Here is a 21,362-nt window from a genome sequence, read left to right as displayed (position 1 = left end):
GGCTAGGCCTCCTCCATCGCCTCGCCGAGCTCCTCCAGCAGCTTGTTGTGGTGGTTGCTTGCCAAAAAATGTCCGGCGGCGATGACCAGGGCCACCGGCCAGTCGATGAGTTCGAGGGCCGCCAGCGCCGCCAGGCCGCCGAAGTACGCCAGCTGCTCTGGCCTGGGGATTTCCACCTGGCCGACCGCCGGCAGGTTCACCACAAAGGTTTCGCCCTCGCGGACCTTCTCCACCGCCTCGCGCTGGGATGTGCCGCGCCGCGACTTCTTTTCCGCCATCATTTGCCTTTCGGTAACGAAGGGTTTCCCATCTCGCTGGGTCGCGCGTCCACCGTCGGACTTATGTCGACGATGACCGACACCGGGGGCGATCCGCTAGTTTCGTCGTTTGCTTCGGTGCTGAGGGTGCCGCTAATCGAACTCTATGCGCTGTTGTGGCGCGTCGGGGTTGTCGAGATCCGGCACGACGATCGGGTGCCTCGTCTCGGTGCGACGGCGCGGGCCCGGTCGGTTCGGGGCCCGATCTGTCCGGATCCATCCGCCCACTCCAACGACCGGGTGGTGCGCCTGCCGTTGCGGCAACTGGACCCGGCGGTATAGCCAAGCGACCGGCTGAGCGGCGTTAGTTGGTGCTGCGCAACTTCGTGGCGCCCGCCCGGCGTCCGGTCGTTTTCTTGGCCGTGGACTTGGCGGGAGTTTTCGCGGGCGCCGATTTTCGCGGCGCCGGCTGCGCGGGCACCGCCTTGAGGTTCGCCTTGGCCGCGCGGGTCTCGCCCTCCTGCTTGCGGCTCAACTTCTGCAACAGCAGAGCGCTGCCACCGACCGCCAGCAGCAGCGGCCACTCGACCAATCCGGCGACGCCCAGCGCGCCGAAGGCAAGCGCCGCCGCGGGCGCCGAGTGGCTACCGCTGTTCATGCCGCGCTTGACGCCCTCCGCGGCTCCGGTGACGCCGCCGATGACACCGTTGACCGCCGCGCCACCCACGGCACCGGCGGCCGCGGTCGTCGCGGTCGCCGCGCGGTTCACCGCCTGACTCACGCCGCGGACTGCTCCGCCGATGACACTCATGATGACTCCCTGTCTTTGCTGTGATTTTCAAAGCCTGCCACCATGTCATCGCGCATACAACGAGAATCCGCATGAGAATTGCCTGAGCTTGATGTGAGGTGCGGTCCGCCCGGCCGTTATGGACGTGGCCCGTCACGCCTCACATCGATGAGCACCGGCGCGTGATCGCTGGCCGCCTTGCCTTTGCGTTCTTCGCGGACGATCTGCGCGTCGACAACGCGGCCCGCCAAAGCCGGTGAGCCCAGGATGAAATCGATGCGCATGCCTTGTCGCTTCGGGAACCGCAATTGGGTGTAGTCCCAGTACGTGTAGACACCGGGCCCCGGCGTGAAAGGGCGTACCACATCGGTGAATTGCGCCTCGACAATGGCGTGGAACGCGTCGCGCTCCGGCTGGGAGACATGCGTGGCGCCGGTGTAGAACTCCATACTCCAGACGTCGTCGTCTTGCGGGGCGATATTCCAGTCGCCGGCGAGCGCGATCGCCGCGGTGGGATCGTCGCGCAACCAGTGCGACGCCGAATTACGCAATGCGGCAAGCCATTCGAGTTTGTACGTGTAATGCGGGTCGCCCAGAGACCGGCCGTTGGGAACGTAGAGGCTCCATACCCGGATGCCGCCGCAAGTGGCGGCCACGGCACGGGCTTCCGCGGTGGCGGCGACTTCTGGCTTGCTGCTCCAGGTGGGCTGGCCGTCGAATCCGATCTGCACATCGTCGAGGCCGACGCGTGAGGCGATCGCCACGCCGTTCCACTGGTTGAAACCGACGTGGGCCACCTCGTAGCCGAGTTCGAAGAACGGCAACGTGGGGAACTGTCCGTCGGAGCATTTGGTTTCCTGCATGGCCAGCACGTCGACATCGGCGCGGGCCAGCCAGTCGGTGACGCGGGGCAGCCGGGAACGAATCGAGTTGACATTCCAGGTCGCTATCCGCAGCAGCGATCGCGAGCGCGGCGAAGCCGGAAGCGGCTGATCGCCGCCATCAATAGTCGGCTCGGGCATGGCTAGACGCTAGCCCGCGGCACCGGGAGGTAGCGACGGCGGTGGTGCAGGCGGAATCCCAGCACCGCGAAGAACGTCGTCGCGCCGGTGTCGGGCACTCGCATATAGCCGCGCGTCGCACCGCGATCGGCGCCCCAGGCCAACAACGCCTCGCATACTTCCGCCGCCGACCGCTCGCCGGCTCCCGTCGCGGAGCGCACGGCCGAGACGCCCACCCATCGCGCGCCATCGGGCGCCTCGGTCACGGCGGCACGCGCGACCGCGATGTCGCCTTGCATCCCGAACGCGAGCTCGCCGTCGATGACGGCGGTGAGCACCTCGACCGCAACCGTGCCACCGGATATCCGCAGCCACGCGTCATCGGGGCGCGGTGACACTGTGACGGACCGGCCGGCATCGCGGACGGCCACGCCGGAAAGATCGCGCACCACAACCTGTTCCGTGCGTTCGACCGCCAAGCCGGGCGGGAGCACCAGCACCCGGTCGGGCACGGCAAGTCGTGGCGTCAGGCCGCGGTCTTCATACCAGTCGACGATCGCGGGCACGGTGCTCGCTTGAGCGGAAAGACCCAGCGGCACTGCGGAATTCGCGGCGAGCCCGACGCCCTTACTGGTAGGGAGACCGGCCCGCAGCAGCCAGCCGTCCAGCCACAGATGCTCCGCGCCCGGCCAGGCCGCGGCGGCGGCATGCTCGAGCGCGCGGATATGCGACGTGCGGACCGGAGTGTCGGTGAGCACCCGCAGCGCGACCGCATCGGAGGGGGCGAACTCGACGATCGCGCCGGTCTTCGTCCGCACCCGCACCATCGGGTCGGCCGCGAGCAGGTGGCCGACCGCATCGGTCAACGGCGGCACCGAACCGGCCGGGCGGCGATAACGAACCGTCACCCTGGTTCCCGGGTCGGGCCACGAAACCATCAGTGACCGAACGGATCTGGTCCCTCGCCGGGTGTCCAGGAGAGGCCGGGAACGCCCCAGTTGTGGGATTTGACGGCGCGTTTCGCGCTGCGGGCGTGCCGCCCGATGAGGCGATCCAGGTACAGGAAACCATCCAGGTGCCCGGTCTCGTGCTGCAGCATGCGCGCGAACAGGTCGTTGCCTTCGATGGTGACCGGCTTGCCGTCGGCGTCGAGGCCGGTGACACGGGCCCACTTGGCGCGGCCGGTGGGGAAGGACTCGCCGGGCACCGACAGGCAGCCCTCGTCGTCGTTGTCCGGGTCGGGCATGGTCTCCGGTATCTCGGAGGTTTCCAGGACCGGGTTGACGACGACACCGCGCCGGCGGTCGGTGCGGCCCCGCTCTTCGGCGCAGTCGTAGACGAAGACCCGCAAGCCGACCCCGATCTGGTTGGCGGCCAGCCCGACCCCGTGCGCCGCATCCATGGTGTCGTACATGTTCGCGATCAGCTCGGCCAGATCCGCCGGCAGCGAGCCGTCGGCAGCGACTGGCACCGGCTGTGTCGGGGTGTGCAGGACGGGATCTCCCACGATGCGGATCGCAACGACTGCCATGGTCGGCTAAGCTACCGCACGCCGGTGGGGCACCCAGCCTGCGATCGGTCTGGGCAATCTTGGTCAATCGGCCGACTCGCGGGTCTGGATGACGGCTTGAGGGTTTGGCGCGTGTTTCAATATTCGCCGAAACACGCCCTTAGCTAAGTCAAGTCATTCGAGCAGTTCGGAATTCGCCGGAAGGGTCCAGGGGAAGCGATATGGACAGCGCCATGGCGCGGGCAAATCGATCGGGGGACGACTCTGAGATCGCAGATGGGCTGACCCGCCGCGAGCACGACATCCTGGCCTTCGAGCGCCAGTGGTGGAAGTTCGCGGGCGTGAAGGAAGACGCCATCAAGGAGTTGTTCTCGATGTCGGCGACGCGTTACTACCAAGTGCTCAATTCGCTCGTCGACCGGCCCGAGGCCCTGGCCGCCGACCCCATGCTGGTGAAACGGCTGCGCCGGCTGCGCGCCAGCAGGCAGAAGGCCCGCGCGGCGCGGCGCCTCGGCTTCGAGGTGACCTGACTCGTTACAGTAGGGCTCGATGAAAGAACGAGTTCCCGACTCCACCGGGCTGCCGCTGCGGGCAATGGTGATGGTGCTGTTGTTCCTCGGCGTCATTTTCCTGCTGCTCGGTTGGCAGGCGCTGGGGTCTTCCGGGAGCTCTGACGACGATTCCGCGTCAGCGGTGTCCAGCGCCAGCCAAACCAGCTCGGCGACGACGTCCGCCACCAACAAGCCGGCGAGCACCCAGGCCGAGGTGCAGATCTACAACATCTCCTCGAAAGAGGGTGTGGCAGCGCGCACCAAGGACCAGCTGACGTCAGCCGGATTCAAAGTCACCAAAGTCGACAACATGACCGTGCCCGACGTCTCGGCCACCACGGTTTACTACACCGACGCCGGTGACGAGCACGCGACGGCCGATGCGGTGGGCAAGAGCCTGGGCGCACCCGTCGAACCGCGAATTCCCGCGCTCAGCGGCGAGCCGCCGGGTGTCATCGTCCTCGTCGCGGGCTGACTGCGCGATAGGCTGCTGGCTATGCCTAAGCTGCCCCCGTTGGTTCTGGCCGGTTGCGCCCTGCTGCTAGGCGCCTGTTCGTCGCCCCAGCACGCGTCGTCGGTTCCGGGCACCACCCCCGCGGTGTGGACCGGATCGCCGTCACCGTCGGGCGACAAAGCCTCGGAGCCCGGAGCCGAGGCGGCCCCGGGCATGATCACGCACCTGAAGGCGCCGGACGGCACCCAGGTCGCCACCGCGAAATTCGAATTCAACAACGGCTACGCCACCATCACCATCGAGACGACCGCCAACGGCGTGCTTACGCCCGGCTTCCACGACGTGCACATCCACAAAGTCGGCAAGTGCGAGCCCAACTCGGTGGCCCCGACCGGCGGCGCCCCGGGGGACTTCCTTTCCGCCGGCGACCATTTCCAGGCCCCCGGTCACACCGGCGAGCCCGCCAGTGGAGACCTGCCCCCCTTGCAGGTCCGCAAGGACGGCTCCGGAACGATGATGACCACCACGGACGCGTTCGCCATGCAGGACCTGCTCACGGGGCAGAAGACCGCGATCATCATTCACGCCGGTGCGGCAAGTTCCGCCAACGCCCCTTCAGCGGGCAGCAACCAGACCAGTGGCACGCCGGGCCCGAACGACATGACGACGAGTACCGGTGACCCCGGCAAGCGGGTGGCGTGCGGTGTCATCGGTGCCGGTTAACAGGGCCAACTCGCGCATCGACTTCGCCCGTTCACCACGGCCGACCCTCGGGGTCGAGTGGGAGTTCGCGCTCGTCGACGCGCACACCCGCGACCTGAGCAACGAAGCCACCGCGGTGATCGCCGAGATCGGCGAAAACCCGCGCGTGCACAAGGAATTGCTGCGCAACACCGTCGAGGTGGTCACCGGCATCTGCCGCACCGCGGGCGAGGCCATGGAGGACCTGCGCCAGACCATCGGGCCGGCGCGCCGCGTCGTCCGGGATCGCGGCATGGAGCTGTTCTGCGCCGGCGCACACCCGTTCGCGCAGTGGAGTTCTCAGAAGTTCACCGACGCCCCGCGCTATGCCGAACTCATCAAGCGCACCCAATGGTGGGGACGGCAGATGCTGATCTGGGGTGTCCACGTGCACGTCGGCATCTCCTCGCCGAACAAGGTGATGCCGATCATGACGTCGCTGCTCAACTATTACCCGCACCTGCTGGCGCTGTCGGCGTCGTCGCCGTGGTGGACGGGCGTGGACACCGGATACGCCAGCAACCGCGCGATGATGTTTCAGCAACTGCCGACCGCCGGGCTGCCGTTCCAATTCCAGACGTGGGCGGAGTTCGAACGTTTCGTCTACGACCAGAAGAAGACCGGCATCATCGACCACGTCGACGAAGTCCGTTGGGACATCAGGCCTTCACCACACTTGGGCACCCTCGAAATGCGGATCTGCGACGGCGTGTCCAACCTGCGCGAGCTGGGCGCGCTGGTCGCGCTGACCCATTGCCTGGTGGTCGACCTGGACCGCAGACTCGAGGCCGACGAGTCGTTGCCGAGCATGCCGCCGTGGCACAACCAGGAGAACAAGTGGCGCGCCGCCCGCTACGGCCTGGACGCGGTGATCATCCTCGACGCCGACAGCAACGAGCGGTTGGTCACCGAGGATCTCGACGAGGTGCTGAACCGGCTGGAGCCGGTGGCCAAGAAGTTGAATTGCGTCGACGAGCTGGCCGCGGTGGCCGACATCCCGCGGCAGGGCGCGTCCTACCAGCGGCAGCGCAGGGTGGCCGAAGAACATGACGGCGACCTGCGTGCGGTCGTCGACGCGCTGGTGGCCGAACTGGAGATCTGATGACCGAATCCCTCGAGCTGGCGATGTTTCCGCTGGAGTCGGCTTTGCTGCCCGACCAGGACCTGCCGTTGCGGATCTTCGAGCCACGCTACGGCGCGCTGGTGCGGCACTGCATGGACACCGGTGATCCCTTCGGGGTGGTACTGATTTCGCGCGGACGCGAGGTGGGTGGCGGTGATGCGCGTTGCGACATCGGCGTTTTGTCCCGGATTGCCGACTGCATCGACCATGGCGAGGGGCGATACACGATGAATTGCCGTACGGGAGAACGTATTCGGGTGTCCGAGTGGCTGCCCGACGACCCGTATCCGCGAGCGGCGGTCGAGCTGTGGCCCGACGAGCCCGGCGATGCGGTGTCGGACGCCGAGCTGCTCGACGTCGAAGACCGCGCCATGGCCCTCTTCGAGCGGATCGCGCAGGCGCGCGACATCAAGCTCCCGGGTCGCGAGGTAATACTCGGGCATGACCGGACCGGTCCGGTGGGGCAGCGCTTGTTCGCGTTGGCGTCTCGCATTCCCATCGGCACCGCCGACCGCTACTCGGTGCTGTCGGCGCCCGGGGCCGCCGACCGCCTTGCCGCGCTGCGCGAAGCCGTGGACGCGGTCGCCGAAGTGGTGGAGTTTCAGCTTTCCGAGTGACCGGGCGCGTGAAGGGCGGGTGCATGAAGGTACAGCTTCAGGTCAGCGGTTCACCGGTGCAGGCGGCGGCGAGGGCCGCCGAGATCGCCGCGACCGGCGCGGACGGATTGTTCACCTTCGAGGGCCAGCACGACGTCTTCTTCCCGCTGCTGATCGCGGCCGGAACGACCGGCCTGGACTTGATGACCAACGTGGCGATCGCCCCGCCACGCAGTCCGTTGCACATGGCGCACTCCGCCTATGACCTGCAGCTCTACAGCGGCGGCCGGTTCCGCCTCGGCCTGGGGTCGCAGATCAAGGCGCACATCGAAAAGCGTTATGGCAGTAGTTGGGACAGGCCGGCGCCGCGGATGTCCGAAGCCATCGCCGCGATCAAGGCGATCTTCGCTGCTTGGGAAGGTCAGGCGCGCTTGGACTTTCGCGGCGAGTTCTACACGCACACCATCATGGCGCCCAACTTCAACCCCGGCCCCAACCCGTTCGGACCCCCGCCGGTGCTGTTGGGCGCGCTGGGGCCGGTGATGACGCGCACCGCCGCCGAGGTCGCCGACGGCCTCCTGGTGATGCCGTTCAACAGCGCCAACCACTTCGCCGAACGCACCGTGCCCGCAATCGGCGAGGGGCTGCGCCGCTCCGGGCGGGGGTTCGATGAGTTCCAGATCGTCGCCCAGGCCATGGTTGCCGTCGGCCGCGACGAGGCCGACCTGGCGACCGCGCTCGACGGGGTGGCTGCCCTGATCGCGTTCTACGGCTCGACGCCGGCCTACCTGCCCGTGCTGCAGGTCGAGGGCTGGGCCGACGTCCAACCCGAACTCAACGCGCTGTCCAAGCAGGGCCGCTTCGCCGAGATGCGCCGGCTGGTCACCGACGAGATGGTTGCCCGGATCGGGATCGTCGGAACGCCCGAGGAATGCGCGCAGCAGATCGCCGCCCGGTTCGGCGAGCACGCCGACGAGGTGTGCTGCTACTTCCCCGGCTACGCCCCCCGCCCCGCCGACGTCGCCGACATGATCGGCGCCCTGCACCGGGTGCCCGCGCTGCCATGAGCACCGACCTGACCGTCGAAATCGATTCGGGCGTGGCGGTGCTCACGCTCAACCGGCCCGACCGTCTCAACGCCTACACCGCCGGGATGGGCGCGCTGCTGAGCCGGGCCTATCGGGATTGCGACGAGGACGACGACGTCCGGGCCATCGTGCTCACCGGCGCCGGGCGCGCCTTTTGCGCCGGGGCCGATTTCTCTGGCGACACAAGCCCGTTCGATGCACCCGCGGACGACGGCACGTTCTCGGCTTCGCCGATCAACCCGGCGGCGTTCGAGTTGCGCAAACCGGTGATCGCCGCCGTCAACGGCCACGCCATCGGCATCGGGCTGACCATCGCGCTGCAAGCGGACATCCGGCTCGTCGCCGAGGACGCGAAATACGGTGCGGTGCAGGTCCGCCGGGGTGTGTTACCCGACTGCATGGCGCACTGGACGCTGGCCCAGCTGACCAGCCTGGGGGTGGCCGCCGACATCCTGATCACCGGCCGCACGTTCGGCGGTGCCGAGGCCACCGCGCTCGGGATCGCCAACCGCGCGTTGCCCGCCGAGCAGGTGCTCGACCACGCGCTGACCGTGGCGCGCGACATCGCCGTCAACGTGGCGCCGATGTCGGCCGCGCTGTGCAAACGCCTGCTGTGGGACAGCGCGATCAATCGCTACACGCCGCGACAGGTCGCCGCGCTGGAAACCCTTCTGCACGAACGGGTGATGGGCGGCGGTGACGCCGCCGAGGGCGTCGCCGCATTCCTCGAGCACCGGCCGCCCCGCTTCACCGCGCGGCTGTCCCGCGAATGGTCTCCGCTTCCCGAGCTATGAGTGATCATGTTGTGGCGCAGAGCGTTTCGGAGAGTTCCCACAGTTCGGCCGCTCGTTTGGTTATGCGGACTAACTCATCTCCGCCATGGCGCGGACGCCTCGGCTCGCGCTGCGCCGCATCAGCCGGGGCGCCACCATCCGATGCACGGGACCGACCAACGCCCAGACCGCCTTGGCGGCGACCCGGCGGCGGTAGTGCAGACGGGTGGTGAGGACCGCCCGCCGGCCGTCCTGGCGGCGCAGCGTCAGCTCGCCGCGCATCAGCGGCCCGCGCGTCGCCAACACCAGCTCGTCGGGATCCGAACGAACGATCGGCCAGCCGATGAGGTGACCGGCGGAGCGGGGCGGACCCAGCCGCAACCTCAAGACGTGGTGGTGGATCCACAGCACCAGGCGCCCGCCCGCTCCCGGCCTGTTACCGAGCCCGTCGCGAAAGGCTTGTTCTGCGGTGCGTGCGTCGCCGGCGGCGATGGGCACCTCGAAGACGTCCACGTAGTCGGCCGCGGCCTCGCCGGTCTGCGCCCGCGCGTCAAGCACCGCCGCGGCAACACGTTTCAGGGTCCGCCGCACGACGATCCGGTGCCCGCCGGTGCCGATCACCAGCGCCCGATAGGCCTTGCCATGGATACCGGGGAAGTCCGCCCAGGTCCCCGCCCGCAGCCGGGTGCGCGCGGGGCCGTCGAGCGCGTCCAACTCGAAGACCCATCGGTAGACGGCGAACCAGTGGCGGCCCTTGAGCGCGAATCGTGCCGGTGGTCGGGCCTCGTCCAGGGTGAAGCCGAACGGCACGGTCGACGGGTCGTGCGCATCGCGGCACATCACCCGCAGCAGCCCCGCCCACGCGTCTTCGCGGCCGGCGTCGATGGTTATGGCATGCTCGTCGATATAGGGTAATCGTTCCATATAGAAGGAATGTACTAGATCGTGGCACCTCCACGGAAGCACGAAACCGATGTGATCCTCGACGCAGCCCGAGCGCTGGTGCTCGACGGCGGCCCGCGCGCGCCCAGCGTGGCCGCCATCGCGAGAGCCAGTGGCGCGCCCGCGGGCACGCTGTATCACCGATTCGGCAACCGCGACGGCATCCTGACCGCGGCGTGGCTGCGCGCGCTGGAACGCTTCCAGGCGCGGGCCCTCGCCGCCGACGGCGACACCCCGACGGACACCGCCGTGGCGATGGCCGTGTCCGCCGTCGGCTTCGCCCGCGCCCTGCCCGAGGATGCCCGGCTGTTGTTGACGATCCGGCCCGGTGATCTGCTCGACGACGAGCCGGACGCGGCATTCCAGCGGACGCTCGCCGCGATGAACGCCCCGCTGACGCAGCGCGTCGCGGATCTGGCCCGGCAGCTGTATGGGAACACCAAGGCGCGATCGATCGACGCCGTCGCGCGGGCGGTCGCCGACCTGCCCTACGCCGTGGTGCGGCGCCACGCGCACGACGACCCGATGCCGGCCTGGCTCGAAAGGGACGTGGCGGCCTCGGCCCTGGCCGTGCTACAGAGCTTTGGCGAACGCCCTTAGCGACTCGACTTGGGTGGGATCCAACGAGGGGCGGACGTTTTGGTGTGCCGCCGCGAGGTCGGCGGCCGTGACGTCGGTGGCGTCGATGGATCGACGCATGGCGGTCAGTGCGGCCTCTCGCAGCAGCGCGACGCAGTCGGCGGCGCTGTAGCCCTCGAGTCCGGCCGCCACCTGGTCCAGATCGACGTCGGCGCTCAGCGGAATGGATTTGCCTGCCGTGCCCAGGATTTCGCGACGGGCCGCGCCGTCGGGCGGCTCGACGAAGACCAGCCGCTCCAGCCGGCCCGGGCGCAGTAGCGCGGGATCGATGAGGTCGGGCCGGTTGGTGGCGCCCAGCACGACCACGTCGCGCAGCGGGTCGACGCCGTCGAGCTCGGTCAGCAGCGCGGCCACCACTCGATCGGTCACGCCCGAATCGAAGCTCTGCCCGCGCCGCGGCGCCAGCGCATCCACCTCGTCGAGGAACACCAGCGACGGCGCCGAATCCCGGGCGCGCCGAAACAGCTCGCGCACAGCCTTTTCGGAGCTGCCCACCCATTTGTCCATCAGCTCGGAGCCCTTCACGGCGTGCACGGACAGCTGTCCGGTGCTGGCCAGCGCCCGCACGATGAAGGTCTTGCCGCAGCCCGGCGGCCCGTACAGCAGCACCCCGCGCGGCGGCTCCACCCCCAGCCGCGCGAAGGTGTCGGGGTGCTGCAGCGGCCACAACACGGCCTCGGTCAGCGCCTGTCTGGCCTCGGCCATGTCACCGACGTCGTCGAGCGTGATGTTGCCGACGCTGACTTCCTCACTGGCCGAGCGGGACAGCGGCCTGATGACGGTCAACGCACCGGTCAGGTCCTCCTGTTTCAGCTCGGGCGCCCGGCCGTCGGCGCTGGCCCGCGACGCCGCCCGCAGCGCCGCCTCGCGCACCAGCGCGGCCAGGTCGGCGACGACGAAACCCGGTGTCCTAGAAGCGATTTCGTCGAGGTCGAGATCGCCGGTCGGCACGTTTCGCAGCAGCGATTCCAGCAGCGCTTTGCGGGTGCCGGCGTCGGGGAGCGGCAGGCCCAGCTCGCGGTCGCACAGATCGGGGGCCCGCAGCCGGGCATCGAGCTGGTCGGGCCGCGCCGACGTGGCGATCAGGGCGACGCCCTCGCTGGCCACGGCGGTACGCAGCTCGCCCAGGATCAGCGAGGCCACCGGCTCGGCGGTGGCGGGCAGCAGGGCGTCGACGTCGGTGATCAGCAGCATGCCGCCCCCGTCGCGGACCGTCTGCACCGCCGAAGCGACTGCCTTGAGCCGATCCTCGGCGCCCAGCGCGCCGACCTCCGGGCCGTCCAGCGTGACCAGCCTGCGGTCACCGCACACCGCACGCACCAGCGTCACCTTGCCCACACCGGCCGGGCCCGATACCAGCACACCCAGGTTGGCATCGGCACCCAGGGTTTTGAGCAGGTGCGGTTCATCCAGGGCCAGCTTGAGCCATTCGACGAGCTTGGCCGCCTGCGGCTGCGTGCCTTTCAATTCCTCGACGACCATCTCCGGCCTGGCGATCTCGACCGAAATGTGCGGCGATGCCCCGGCGCCGGACGGAACACCGGCGCCCCAGGTGACCAGCGAGTTGGGTTGCACGCTCACCGGTCCCTCGGGTTCGACGCCGGTGACGGTGAGCAGTTCCGAGGTCCAGCTGATGCCCACCGCGGTGGCCAGCGCGCGGGTGGCCTCCGACGTCGAGGTGCCTGGACCGAGGTCGCGGGGCAGCAGCGACACGGCGTCGCCGACGGTGATCACCTTGCCCAGCAAGGCTTGTCGCAGCGTGACGGGCGTGACCGACTGGGTGGCCAGCGCCGAGCCGGACAGCGTCACCGACCGCGCGCCGTAGACGGTGACCGCGCCGACGACCACCGCGGTTCCCTCGCGCAGTCCCGCGTTGGACAGCGTGACGTCATCGAGCAGCACGGTGCTGACCGGTGTGCCCGGGCCGGCCAGGCCCGCGACGGCCGCCGTGGTGCGAGACCCGATCAGCGACACCGCGTCCCACTCCCGAATCCCCAGTGCGGCAATGGCGTTCGGATGCAACCGAATGACGCCGCGACGGGAGTCGACGGCCGAGGTGTTCAGCCGGGCGGTCAGGGTCAGCTGACGGATCGAGGCGGAGCGGTCTGCGTCGCCGCCGGAGCGACTCACGGCAAGCGCCTGCCCGGCTTGCGCAGACCCAGCCGCGCCACCGACCGGCGGTTGGGCTGTGCCCGGCGGATCGCCCGCCGCGCCGCGCGGCGTTGCCGGGGTTCGTCGTCCCACGCCTCGGGGTGCGCGGCCAGCCAGCGCGAGTTGCGGATGGCGAACGGCACGTGACACAGGTAGGCGACGATGATCACCCAGATCAAGAGATAGGGCGCCAGCACCGCCGCGGCCGCGCAGATGGCCAGGACCGCCAGCAGGGGTGCCGCCCAACTCGGCGGCACCGCGACCGCGTGCATCTTGCGCATCGGGATCTTGCTGACCATCAGGATCGAGGTCCCGGTGATCCAGATGCACAGGAACAGCGGCGACGTCCACCAGCCGTCGCCGAACTGCAGCTTGAGCCCGATGAGACCGATCATCGAGATCGCGCCGGCCGGCGCGGGCATGCCGACGAAGAATTCGTGCGCGTAGGAGGGCTGGGTGCCGTCGTCTTGCAGGGCGTTGAATCGCGCCAGCCGCAACACCACGCAGACGGCATAAAGCAAGATCACCACCCACCCGGCCGGCGACGTGGTCAGCAGCGTCACGTAGAGCACGATCGCCGGGGTCACGCCGAAGTTCACCGCGTCGGCCAGCGAGTCGATCTCTTCGCCCATCCGCGACTGGGCGTCCAGGATGCGCGCCACCCGCCCGTCGAGTCCGTCGAGGATGGCGGCCGCGGCGATCAGCGCCATCGCGGCCTTGGGCTGGTGTTCGAGGGCGAACCGGATCGAAGTCAGTCCCGCGCAGATGGAGAGCACCGTCATGGCGCTCGGCAGGATCTGCAGGTTGACCGCCGGGCGCCCGCGCGGCTTGCTGATCATCGCAGTTCGGCCAAGACGGTCTCGCCGGCGATCGCGCGCTGGCCGACTTTCACCAGCGGTTCCGACCCCGCAGGCAGATAGGTGTCCAGCCGGGATCCGAACCGGATCAGGCCGTACGTGTCACCGATCGACAGCTTGTCCCCGACGTGGGCGTCGCAGATGATGCGCCGGGCGAGCAACCCGGCGACCTGCACCGCGATGACGTCCGCGCCGTCGGCGGTGCGCAGGTGCAGGCTGGTGCGTTCGTTCTCGGTGCTCGCCGTGGCCAGGTCGGCCGAGCCGAATCGGCCCGGCCGGTGCTGCACGGCGAGCACCTCGCCGCTAACCGGGGCGCGCTGCACATGGGCGTCCAACAGCGACAGGAAGATGCTGACTCGCGGCAATGGCCCGTCGCCCATGCTCAGTTCGGCCGGCGGGGCGGCGAAGTCGATCACGCAGATCTCGCCGTCGGCGGGTGCGACGATCGCGCCGGACCGGGTGGGCGGCACTCGCGGTGGGTGACGGAAGAAACCCGCGCAGGCGCCCGCGGCCAGCAGGCCCGCCCGTCGCACCCATCGGTGCTTGCGCCCCACGAGGGCCAGCGCCAGTCCGGCGCCGATGAACGGACGTCCCGCCGGATGCACCGGTGGGATGGCGGAGCGCACCAGGTCCAGCGCATGCTGCGGGCTGAAGCCCGGATCCTGAGCAGAGGGGCCGATAGTGCGAGGGCGTCGTGCCACGCGGCCATCTTACGGAGCGCACGACTGATTCGTGGCCGCCCGCAGAGGGAACGCCCACCTTCGACATGCAATCGGACGATTGGCGAGCACCACAGCTGCTTGGGGTGAAAGTCACGGTCACCGCCGTATTCATCGCGCACGGTCTGGTGTTCTCCTCCTGGGCCGCTCACATTCCCCACGTCAAGGCCGAGCTCGGCCTTTCCGACGCGGCGCTTGGAACGGCGCTGTTCGGCGCGCCGCTGGGATCGGTGGTGGCCACCCTGCTCAGCCACTGGGCGCTGCCCCGCTGGGGCAGCCGCCGGCTGATCCCGGTCACCGTGGCGGGCTATGTCGTGGCCGGAACGACGGTCGGCCTGGCAAGGTCCGTCGCCGCCCTGTTCGGTGCGTTGGCGCTGTGGGGCTTTCGACAAGGCCGACGAGTTCCATCGCGACGTGGCCACGCCCGCGGCCTAGTGAGCCCGCTAACGCAGGTCCCAGACCTGCAGTTGGGTTCCCTCGGGCACCTCGACGACGTCCTCGGGGATGTCCAGCAGTCCGTTCGCCGATGCCAACCAGCGCAGGTGGTGAGACGCCGGTGGTCCGTAACTGGTGACCGTGCTGGCGTCCTGGTTGAGCACCGCGCGCCGGAACTGTCGCTTGCCGGGCGGCGACGTCAGCGACTCGGCGAGGACCGCCGTGCGGTGCGGGCGTTCCGGGTCCGGCAGGCCCATCGCCCTACGCAGCGCGGGCCGGATGAACACCTCGAAAGACACCAGGGCGCTGACCGGGTTGCCGGGCAGCGTGACGATCGTGGCGCCGGCAACCCGTCCCACGCCCTGCGGCATGCCCGGCTGCATGGCGACCTTGACGAATTCCACGCCCTGGTCGCCCTCGCGCCCGAACGCGTCCTTGACCACCTCGTAGGCGCCGGCGCTGACGCCGCCACTGGTGATGATCAGGTCGGTGTCGCCCGCGTATCGGTCGATGATCGAACTGAATTGGGCCACTTCGTCTTCCGCCGTCGCGACGGCTACCAGATCCGCACCCGCGTCCCGGACGGCGCCGGCCAGCATGATCGAGTTGGACTCGTAGATCTGCCCCGGCAGCAGCGCCGTGCCCGGTGTCACCAGCTCCGATCCGGTCGAGATCACCAGCACCCGCTGGCGCGGGATCACCGGCAATTCGGCGATGCCCAGCGCCGCCACCAGGCCGAGCACGGCCGGCGTCACGACCTGACCCTGGCGCAAGACCGTGGTGCCGGGGGAGACGTCCTCACCCGCGCGGCGGATGTGCCTGCCCGCCTCGCGGGGCGCGCGGATCGACACCACGTCCACGCCGCCGTCGGTGTCCTCCACCGGCACGACGGCCGTAGCCCCCGCCGGCAGCGGTGCGCCCGTCATGATGCGGTGCGCCGTCCCCGGCTGCAACGTCAGTTCGTCGGTGCGCCCGGCCGGAATGTCCTCGGCGACGCGCAACACCACCGGATTCTCCGGCGTGGCCCCGGTCGTGTCTTCGGCGAGCACCGCGTAGCCATCCATCGCGGAGTTGTCGAAGACCGGCAACGCCAGCGGCGCCACCACGTCCTCGGCCAAGACCATGCCCTGAGCGTCGGTTAGGGGAACCGAGACCGGCGGGCGCGCACGGATCAACTCGGTGACGACCCGCTGATGTTCGGCGACTGAACGCATCGAAGCCATTATCCGCGCGTCAGACCGGGAAGCTGACGCCGGTGAGTTCCTCGGAGACGGCCCAGAGCCGGCGCTGCAGCTTCTCGTCGTGGGACTGGGCGCTGGATTTCACCAGCTTCGGGCGGCCCCGCTGCTCGAGGAAGCCGGACGGGCCGTAGTACTGGCCGCCCTCGACGGCAGGGTCGGTGGCGGCCCGCAGTGTGGGCAGCGCGCCCATGGCCGGGCTCTGGAACAGCACGGGGGCCAGCACGGCCTTCACCGGACGGAAGACGCTCGGCAGGTTGCGGGCCAGCTCTGTGTTGGAACCGCCCGGGTGCGCCGCGACGGCAATGGTCTTCGCGTCGGGCTTGGCCGCCAGCCGTCGCTGCAGCTCGTAGGTGAACAGCAGGTTGGCCAGCTTGGATTGCCCGTAGGCGGCGATCCGGTCGTAGCCGTGTTCGGATTGCAGGTCGTCGAAGTGAATCGCCGCCCGCAGTCGGTGCCCGAGGCTGCTGACCGTCACCACCCGCGAATCCCGCACCACCAGCAGGCTTTCCAGGAGCAGCCCGGTCAGCGCGAAGTGCCCCAGATGGTTGGTGCCGAACTGCAATTCGAACCCGTCCTGCGTGACCTGCTTGGGCGTCCACATCACCCCCGCGTTGTTGATCAGCAGGTCGATACGCGGGTAGGCCGCGCGTAGCGCGTCGGCGGCCGAGCGGATGGAGTCCAGGGAGGTCAGATCCAGATGCTGCAACGTGACATCCGCGCGCGGACTGGCGGCGACGATGCGCGACAGCGCCGCATTGCCCTTCTCCAGGTTGCGCACCGCGAGCACGACGTGGGCGCCGCGGTAGGCCAGTACGGCCGCAGCCTCGTAACCGATGCCGGTGTTGGCGCCGGTGACGACGACCACGCGGCCGCTCTGATCCGGGACGTCACCCTCCGACCATGAGCGGGTCTCTTCGTCGTTGGAAGGCATGGCCCAAAACATACTCATTCGGTTCTGCCGCCGCCGGATGGGCGGGTGGGCCGGACGACGTAAGGTGAGAACGTGATTACCGGTTTGGCTCACACCGGGGTGTGCGTTCCGGATTGCGAGGCCGCGGTGGCGTTCTACCGAGACGTGTTGGGCCTGCGCGTCCTCTCGCCGCCGTATGTCATGTCCGGCAACGACATTCGCGAGGACATGGGTGATTTGATGGCCGATCCCAGCATGAAAGCGGCCATCCTCGGATTCGAAGACGACGGCGACGGGGTGCTCGAGGTGATCGAATACCTCGGAGTCGAAAACGGGCCGCCCGATGACGGCCGGACGCTGACCGACCCCGGGCTCTCGCACATCGGGCTGATCTGTGCGGACATCGACGCCACGCGCGCGGAACTGGAGTCCAAGGGGGTGCGCTTCCTGGTCAGCGGAATCGCGGACGTGGCGCGGCTTCGTACCACCTGGTTCGTCGATCCATGGGGCGTGGTGTTCATCCTGGTGGAAAAGAGCCGGCCCGGGCGACCGTACTTTGCGCAGTGGGCATAGTGGGCCCGAAGCCCTCGGTCGGGATCATCGGCGCCGGCGCCGGCGGCATCGCGATGGGGATCCAGCTCGCCGACGCGGGCTACGAGTTCACGATCTTCGACCGAGCCGACGGATTCGGCGGGACCTGGCGCCACAACACCTTTCCTGGCGCGGCCTGCGACGTTCCGTCCCACCTCTACTCGTATTCCTTTGCGCCCAACCCTCGTTGGAGCAAGACGTATGCCAACCAGCCCGAGATCCTCGCCTATCTCGAGAGGGTGGCGGCCGACCACCGGCTGGCCAGACACTTGCTAGCCAACACCACGATCACCGCCGCGCGCTGGTCGGACTCGCGGCGCCGCTGGACGCTGACCAGTGCTGACGGCCGACAGTACGACTTCGATGTGGTGGTCAGCGCTGTCGGTATGCTCGACGTGCCGTACGTTCCGGACATCTTGGGGGCTAAGCGCTTTCGTGGGCGCCAGTTTCATTCCTCGCGCTGGGATCACAGCAAGTCGACCGACGGAGAACGCGTCGCTTCCATCGGCACCGGCGCCAGCGCGATTCAATACGTGCCCGCGATAGCGCGAAAGACCGCCCACCTGACCGTGTTTCAGCGGACACCGATATGGATCGCGCCCCGATTCGACTTCCCGTTCACCGCCGATCAGCACGAGCTGTTCGAACGTGACCCGGCCGCCGCGCAGAAGCTGCGCGACGAGGCCTTCGACGCCTACGAGTCGGCCAGCTTCGACGTCGGCCACCCGCAGACCCTCGAAGCGACCGAGCTTGCCCGCAGCTATCTGGCCCGCAAGGTGGCCGACCCCGAGTTGCGTGCCAAGCTGACACCGAACTATCCCGCCGGATGCAAGCGGCCGCTGATGTCGCGCGAGTGGTATCCGACGTTCGCGCTGCCCAACGTCAGCCTGGAAACAACGCCCATCGCCGAACTGACCGAACGCGGCGTGCGAACCGTCGACGGCGTCGAACACCGCGTCGACACCATCATCTATGGCACCGGGTTCACCGCCGCCGACTACCTGGCGAGCATCGACGTGTACGGCGCCGGTGGCCGCCACCTGCGCGACGACTGGAGTGACGGCGCCGAGGCCTACCTGGGCACGCTTGTTACGGGATATCCGAATTTCTTTGTGCTGTATGGCCCTAACACCAACGGCGTCAACTCGATCATCTATATCCACGAGGCGCAGACGACCTTCGTTCGGCACATCCTGGACGCGATGGGCGCCCGGGGGGCGCGCACCGTCGAGGTGACGGCCGCGGCGCAGCGCCGCTACAACGACGAGATCCAGGCCGCGATGACGGGCAAGGTCTGGCTGGCCTGTACCAACTACTTTCGACATCCCAGCGGAAAGGTCGTCACCCAATTGCCCTACAGCGGCCGGACATTCTTCGAGCGCACTCGCGGCATGGTCGCCGAGGATTATCTGCTGCGTCCGTAGTTCTTGGCCGCGACGGCGGCAGCGCGCCGACGGTGACCCGACGCGCGCGGCCGTCGGGTCACCGCGGGCGGTGCGAGGGTCAAGCGTGCCCGCGCCCGCTCACGTAGTCCACGCCCGCCGCGCTGATAGCCGATGACGCCGGCGACCGGCGCCCGCGCGGCGACCGGCGCCGGTGGGTGCGGCCGAAAGGCCGGCGTGCTCCGGGGTTTTCGCCGCTTGATCCGCAGATCGATCATCACCGGTGCGCTCATCGACCAATCGATCCGCTGCCGCATCCAGGCCGCAGCCCGCTTCGACGGCTTTCCCGTATGCACGGCCACACCCTACGCGCATCGGCCTCGCGGCGAAGGATAAGCAGAAACGTTACGGCAGAGGAAATCTCGCGTTAACGCCAGGGTTTACTGCACCCAGAAATTATCGTGGCGAATGAACCATTCCCGGCGCTCGTCGTCGGTCATGTCGGCCAGTGCCCCGAAGCCCTCGAAGTACGCCTCGCGCGGTGCGCCGGGGGCGAACAACATCAGGATCGACGCCGGCTCGTCCGCCTCGTTGCGGAAACCGTGCACGCCGCCTGGCGGGACGTAGAGGAAGTCGCCTTGGTGGCCGTCCGTCCACTGGGTGCCGTCGTAGAGCTTCATCGTTCCGGACAACACGAAGAACGCCTCGGACATGGCGCGGTGGAAGTGCGCCGGGGGTCCGCCGCCGGCCGGGGCGATGTCGACGCGATAGAGGCCGTAGTCGCCGGCGGTGTCTTGCTGGTTGGCCAGGTAGTGGTACTTGACCCCGGACGTCTCGTAGTCGGGCGGCTGATCGGCCCGCTTGAGCCAGGCGCTGACCTCCGGTTCGTCTTTGGTGTATCGGGCTGGTGGGTAGGGCGGCACGACGAGGGACATGCCTCCAGTGTGCGCATAGCATCGCCGGTGTGGACCGATCGACCGCCGAAGATGTTCGCGTGCAACGGTTGCTCGACGCCGAACGCAAAGCCGCGCGGCTGTTCGACGAAATAGAGCGGCGGGCCATGATTCGCCCCGGGCTGGCCGAGAAGGAACTCTCCGACCGGATTCACGAGCTTGCCGGCGAGATGTTCGGGGTGACCCGGCACTGGCACCGGCGGATCGTGCGGGCCGGGGAGAACACGCTGCAGCCCTTCCAGGAACGCCCGCCGGATCGCGTGATCGTCGACGACGACATCGTCTTCCTCGACCTGGGTCCGATCTTCGAGGAGTGGGAGGCGGATTTCGGGCGAACGTTCGTGCTCGGCGACGACCCGCACAAGAAGGCCGTTCGCGACGCCCTGCCACGCGTGTGGAAGGCGGGCCGCGACCACTTCGCCGGCCATCCCGACATCACCGGCGCCGAGCTGTTCGACTACGTCGTCGGGGTGGCCGGTACCGAGGGATTCGAGTGGGGCAGCCGCATCGCCGGACATCTGATAGGTGAGTTCCCGCACAAGAAGATCGCCGGCCCCGGCGTCGAGTGGTACATCATGCCCGGATCAACCAAGCCGATGCGCCGCACCGATCCGCGCGGCCGCATCTGCCACTGGATCCTCGAGATCCACCTCGTCGATCGCCCGCGCGGTTTCGGCGGGTTCTACGAGCAGCTGCTCGACGTCGGTTAGCTAGTCCAGGGGATAGACCACGCCGGTGAGCTGCTCGGAGACCGTCCACAACCGGCGCTGCATGTCGACGTCGTGCGACTTCTTGCTGGAGCCCACGACCTTCGGATAGCCGCGCGTCTGGGCGGGGCCGTCGGGTCCGTAGTACTGCCCACCGAGCACCGCCGGGTCGGTGGCCGCGCGCAGGGTGGGCAGCGCGCCCATGGCCGGGTTCTGGGCGACAAGTGGGGCGATCCGCTCGAAGGCGACGATCAGCGGGGCGGGCATGTTGCGCATCAACTCGGTGTCGGACATGCCGGGGTGCGCGGCCGCGGCGATCGTCGTGCCGTGCGGGGCGAGCCGTCGTTGCAGCTCGTAGGTGAACAGCAGGTTGGCGAGCTTGGCCTGGCCGTAGGCGGCGACCCGGTTGTAGCGGCGCTCCCATTGCAGGTCGTCGAAGTGGATGTCGGCGAGGATGCGGTGGCCGACGCTGCTGACCGTGACGATCCGCGAGCCGGCCACCGGCAGCAGCCGGTCCAGCAACAGGCCGGTGAAGGCGAAGTGGCCCAGGTGGTTGGTGCCGAACTGCAGCTCGAAGCCGTCCTTGGTGTTCGACTTCGGCGTGTACATCACCCCGGCGTTGTTGATCAGCAGGTCGATGCGGTCGTGCGTGGACCGCAGCTGCTCGGCCGCCGCCCGGACCGACGCCAGCGACGTGAGGTCGAGCTCCTGTAGCGCGACGTCGGCGTGCGGGCTCTGGGCGGTGATCCGGGCCGCCGCGTCCTTGCCCTTGTCCAGGTTGCGGACCGCCAGCACCACGTGGGCGCCGTGGTCGGCCAGCGCCACGGCCGTCTCGTAGCCCAGGCCCGTGTTGGCTCCGGTGATGACGGCGACCCGTCCGGTCTGGTCGGGAATGTCGGCGGTGGTCCACTTGGCCATGGGAGGCTCCTTGAACTTGTAGAGTAAACGGGG

General features: G+C 68.8%; 26 protein-coding genes and 1 pseudogene. 13 read left to right on the top strand and 14 right to left on the bottom strand.

From position 1 onward, the window contains the following. Positions 1–2: 2 nt before the first annotated feature. On the bottom strand, positions 3–278 hold the full coding sequence (locus tag AC5Y4H_RS22110) for a hypothetical protein (protein ID WP_221046257.1): 276 nt from the start codon (positions 276–278) through the stop codon (positions 3–5). Between the two features lie 72 nt (positions 279–350). Here AC5Y4H_RS22110 and AC5Y4H_RS22105 point away from each other — a divergent pair, with 72 nt between their 5' ends. Then, positions 351–599 carry an Rv1535 domain-containing protein gene (locus tag AC5Y4H_RS22105; protein WP_499985139.1) on the top strand — a complete coding sequence of 83 codons (249 nt, stop codon included), beginning with the start codon at positions 351–353 and terminating at the stop codon, positions 597–599. A 22-nt stretch (positions 600–621) separates the two neighbouring features. On the opposite strand, the gene AC5Y4H_RS22100 is transcribed toward AC5Y4H_RS22105, so the two are convergent. The 4 genes from AC5Y4H_RS22100 to AC5Y4H_RS22085 all read right to left on the bottom strand — a co-directional run bounded on the left by AC5Y4H_RS22100 (position 622) and on the right by AC5Y4H_RS22085 (position 3,579). Further along, the gene (locus tag AC5Y4H_RS22100) at positions 622–1,068 is read right to left on the bottom strand and encodes a hypothetical protein (RefSeq protein ID WP_499985074.1); all 447 of its coding nucleotides are present in this window, start codon (positions 1,066–1,068) and stop codon (positions 622–624) included. A 116-nt stretch (positions 1,069–1,184) separates the two neighbouring features. Further along, the gene (locus AC5Y4H_RS22095; RefSeq protein WP_499985134.1) at positions 1,185–2,003 is read right to left on the bottom strand and encodes an exodeoxyribonuclease III; all 819 of its coding nucleotides are present in this window, start codon (positions 2,001–2,003) and stop codon (positions 1,185–1,187) included. 68 nt (positions 2,004–2,071) lie between these two features. Continuing rightward, complete coding sequence (locus AC5Y4H_RS22090; protein WP_499985072.1) at positions 2,072–2,986, bottom strand: N-acetylglutamate synthase, CG3035 family; 915 nt, start codon at positions 2,984–2,986, stop codon at positions 2,072–2,074. After that, the gene (locus AC5Y4H_RS22085; RefSeq protein WP_499985070.1) at positions 2,986–3,579 is read right to left on the bottom strand and encodes a peptide deformylase; all 594 of its coding nucleotides are present in this window, start codon (positions 3,577–3,579) and stop codon (positions 2,986–2,988) included. The genes AC5Y4H_RS22090 and AC5Y4H_RS22085 overlap by 1 nt, the downstream gene beginning before the upstream one ends. A gap of 200 nt (positions 3,580–3,779) precedes the next feature. Here AC5Y4H_RS22085 and napA point away from each other — a divergent pair, with 200 nt between their 5' ends. The 7 genes from napA to AC5Y4H_RS22050 are packed head-to-tail and all read left to right on the top strand — an operon-like array spanning position 3,780 to position 8,905. Further along, complete coding sequence (gene napA, locus AC5Y4H_RS22080; protein WP_067103956.1) at positions 3,780–4,088, top strand: nucleoid-associated protein NapA; 309 nt, start codon at positions 3,780–3,782, stop codon at positions 4,086–4,088. 19 nt (positions 4,089–4,107) lie between these two features. Then, positions 4,108–4,584, top strand: a complete 477-nt coding sequence (locus AC5Y4H_RS22075; RefSeq protein ID WP_499985067.1) for a LytR C-terminal domain-containing protein — start codon at positions 4,108–4,110, stop codon at positions 4,582–4,584. A 21-nt stretch (positions 4,585–4,605) separates the two neighbouring features. Further along, positions 4,606–5,286 carry a superoxide dismutase[Cu-Zn] gene (sodC, locus tag AC5Y4H_RS22070; protein ID WP_499985065.1) on the top strand — a complete coding sequence of 227 codons (681 nt, stop codon included), beginning with the start codon at positions 4,606–4,608 and terminating at the stop codon, positions 5,284–5,286. Next, on the top strand, positions 5,267–6,406 hold the full coding sequence (locus tag AC5Y4H_RS22065; protein ID WP_499985132.1) for a glutamate--cysteine ligase: 1,140 nt from the start codon (positions 5,267–5,269) through the stop codon (positions 6,404–6,406). Before sodC ends, AC5Y4H_RS22065 begins: the two co-directional genes overlap by 20 nt. Continuing rightward, positions 6,406–7,044 carry an LON peptidase substrate-binding domain-containing protein gene (locus AC5Y4H_RS22060; RefSeq protein WP_499985062.1) on the top strand — a complete coding sequence of 213 codons (639 nt, stop codon included), beginning with the start codon at positions 6,406–6,408 and terminating at the stop codon, positions 7,042–7,044. The genes AC5Y4H_RS22065 and AC5Y4H_RS22060 overlap by 1 nt, the downstream gene beginning before the upstream one ends. 23 nt (positions 7,045–7,067) lie before the next feature. Further along, positions 7,068–8,090 carry a TIGR03617 family F420-dependent LLM class oxidoreductase gene (locus tag AC5Y4H_RS22055; protein WP_499985058.1) on the top strand — a complete coding sequence of 341 codons (1,023 nt, stop codon included), beginning with the start codon at positions 7,068–7,070 and terminating at the stop codon, positions 8,088–8,090. Then, entirely contained in the window at positions 8,087–8,905 is an 819-nt protein-coding gene (locus AC5Y4H_RS22050; RefSeq protein WP_499985055.1) for an enoyl-CoA hydratase-related protein, read from the top strand. The genes AC5Y4H_RS22055 and AC5Y4H_RS22050 overlap by 4 nt, the downstream gene beginning before the upstream one ends. A 69-nt stretch (positions 8,906–8,974) precedes the next feature. Here the strand turns inward: AC5Y4H_RS22050 and AC5Y4H_RS22045 are convergent, their stop codons facing one another. Then, the gene (locus AC5Y4H_RS22045) at positions 8,975–9,808 is read right to left on the bottom strand and encodes a DUF2867 domain-containing protein (protein WP_499985052.1); all 834 of its coding nucleotides are present in this window, start codon (positions 9,806–9,808) and stop codon (positions 8,975–8,977) included. A gap of 21 nt (positions 9,809–9,829) precedes the next feature. On the opposite strand from AC5Y4H_RS22045, the gene AC5Y4H_RS22040 reads away from it, so the two are divergent. Then, complete coding sequence (locus AC5Y4H_RS22040; RefSeq protein ID WP_499985050.1) at positions 9,830–10,426, top strand: TetR/AcrR family transcriptional regulator; 597 nt, start codon at positions 9,830–9,832, stop codon at positions 10,424–10,426. On the opposite strand, the gene AC5Y4H_RS22035 is transcribed toward AC5Y4H_RS22040, so the two are convergent. Genes AC5Y4H_RS22035 through AC5Y4H_RS22025 form a run of 3 tightly spaced genes read right to left on the bottom strand, consistent with a single transcriptional unit; the run spans position 10,400 to position 14,174 of the window. Beyond that, positions 10,400–12,556 carry an AAA family ATPase gene (locus AC5Y4H_RS22035; protein WP_499985130.1) on the bottom strand — a complete coding sequence of 719 codons (2,157 nt, stop codon included), beginning with the start codon at positions 12,554–12,556 and terminating at the stop codon, positions 10,400–10,402. The genes AC5Y4H_RS22040 and AC5Y4H_RS22035 overlap by 27 nt on opposite strands. 35 nt (positions 12,557–12,591) lie before the next feature. After that, complete coding sequence (gene pssA, locus AC5Y4H_RS22030) at positions 12,592–13,455, bottom strand: CDP-diacylglycerol--serine O-phosphatidyltransferase (protein ID WP_499985048.1); 864 nt, start codon at positions 13,453–13,455, stop codon at positions 12,592–12,594. After that, positions 13,452–14,174: a phosphatidylserine decarboxylase gene (locus AC5Y4H_RS22025; protein ID WP_499985046.1), complete on the bottom strand. Its 723-nt coding sequence runs from the start codon at positions 14,172–14,174 to the stop codon at positions 13,452–13,454. Before AC5Y4H_RS22025 ends, pssA begins: the two co-directional genes overlap by 4 nt. Positions 14,175–14,239: 65 nt before the next feature. On the opposite strand from AC5Y4H_RS22025, the pseudogene AC5Y4H_RS22020 reads away from it, so the two are divergent. Beyond that, positions 14,240–14,587, top strand: a pseudogene (locus AC5Y4H_RS22020) (MFS transporter); the annotation flags it as partial. Positions 14,588–14,635: 48 nt separating this feature from the next. Here the strand turns inward: AC5Y4H_RS22020 and moeA are convergent. After that, positions 14,636–15,841 carry a molybdopterin molybdotransferase MoeA gene (gene moeA, locus AC5Y4H_RS22015; RefSeq protein ID WP_499985044.1) on the bottom strand — a complete coding sequence of 402 codons (1,206 nt, stop codon included), beginning with the start codon at positions 15,839–15,841 and terminating at the stop codon, positions 14,636–14,638. 19 nt (positions 15,842–15,860) lie between these two features. Continuing rightward, positions 15,861–16,799, bottom strand: a complete 939-nt coding sequence (locus tag AC5Y4H_RS22010) for an SDR family NAD(P)-dependent oxidoreductase (RefSeq protein WP_499985042.1) — start codon at positions 16,797–16,799, stop codon at positions 15,861–15,863. Positions 16,800–16,871: 72 nt separating this feature from the next. On the opposite strand from AC5Y4H_RS22010, the gene AC5Y4H_RS22005 reads away from it, so the two are divergent. Both AC5Y4H_RS22005 and AC5Y4H_RS22000 read left to right on the top strand, forming a co-directional pair. Beyond that, entirely contained in the window at positions 16,872–17,351 is a 480-nt protein-coding gene (locus tag AC5Y4H_RS22005) for a VOC family protein (RefSeq protein WP_499985038.1), read from the top strand. After that, positions 17,351–18,793, top strand: a complete 1,443-nt coding sequence (locus AC5Y4H_RS22000; RefSeq protein WP_499985036.1) for a flavin-containing monooxygenase — start codon at positions 17,351–17,353, stop codon at positions 18,791–18,793. The genes AC5Y4H_RS22005 and AC5Y4H_RS22000 overlap by 1 nt, the downstream gene beginning before the upstream one ends. On the opposite strand, the gene AC5Y4H_RS21995 is transcribed toward AC5Y4H_RS22000, so the two are convergent. Both AC5Y4H_RS21995 and AC5Y4H_RS21990 read right to left on the bottom strand, forming a co-directional pair. Next, a complete protein-coding gene (locus tag AC5Y4H_RS21995) occupies positions 18,775–19,107 on the bottom strand; it encodes a hypothetical protein (RefSeq protein WP_499985034.1) in 333 nt (110 codons plus the stop codon). The two genes, AC5Y4H_RS22000 and AC5Y4H_RS21995, sit on opposite strands and share 19 nt — an antisense overlap. Positions 19,108–19,191: 84 nt before the next feature. After that, positions 19,192–19,686 carry a cupin domain-containing protein gene (locus tag AC5Y4H_RS21990; protein ID WP_499985032.1) on the bottom strand — a complete coding sequence of 165 codons (495 nt, stop codon included), beginning with the start codon at positions 19,684–19,686 and terminating at the stop codon, positions 19,192–19,194. 29 nt (positions 19,687–19,715) lie between these two features. On the opposite strand from AC5Y4H_RS21990, the gene AC5Y4H_RS21985 reads away from it, so the two are divergent. After that, the gene (locus AC5Y4H_RS21985) at positions 19,716–20,414 is read left to right on the top strand and encodes a M24 family metallopeptidase (RefSeq protein WP_499985028.1); all 699 of its coding nucleotides are present in this window, start codon (positions 19,716–19,718) and stop codon (positions 20,412–20,414) included. Here AC5Y4H_RS21985 and AC5Y4H_RS21980 read toward each other — a convergent pair whose 3' ends face one another. Next, positions 20,415–21,329 carry an SDR family NAD(P)-dependent oxidoreductase gene (locus AC5Y4H_RS21980; protein ID WP_499985024.1) on the bottom strand — a complete coding sequence of 305 codons (915 nt, stop codon included), beginning with the start codon at positions 21,327–21,329 and terminating at the stop codon, positions 20,415–20,417. Positions 21,330–21,362: the final 33 nt, after the last annotated feature.

Source organism: Mycobacterium sp. NGS58 (assembly GCF_059812385.1).
The sequence above is the reverse complement of the archived record's forward strand: the minus strand, read 5'-3'. Positions and strand labels throughout refer to the sequence as shown.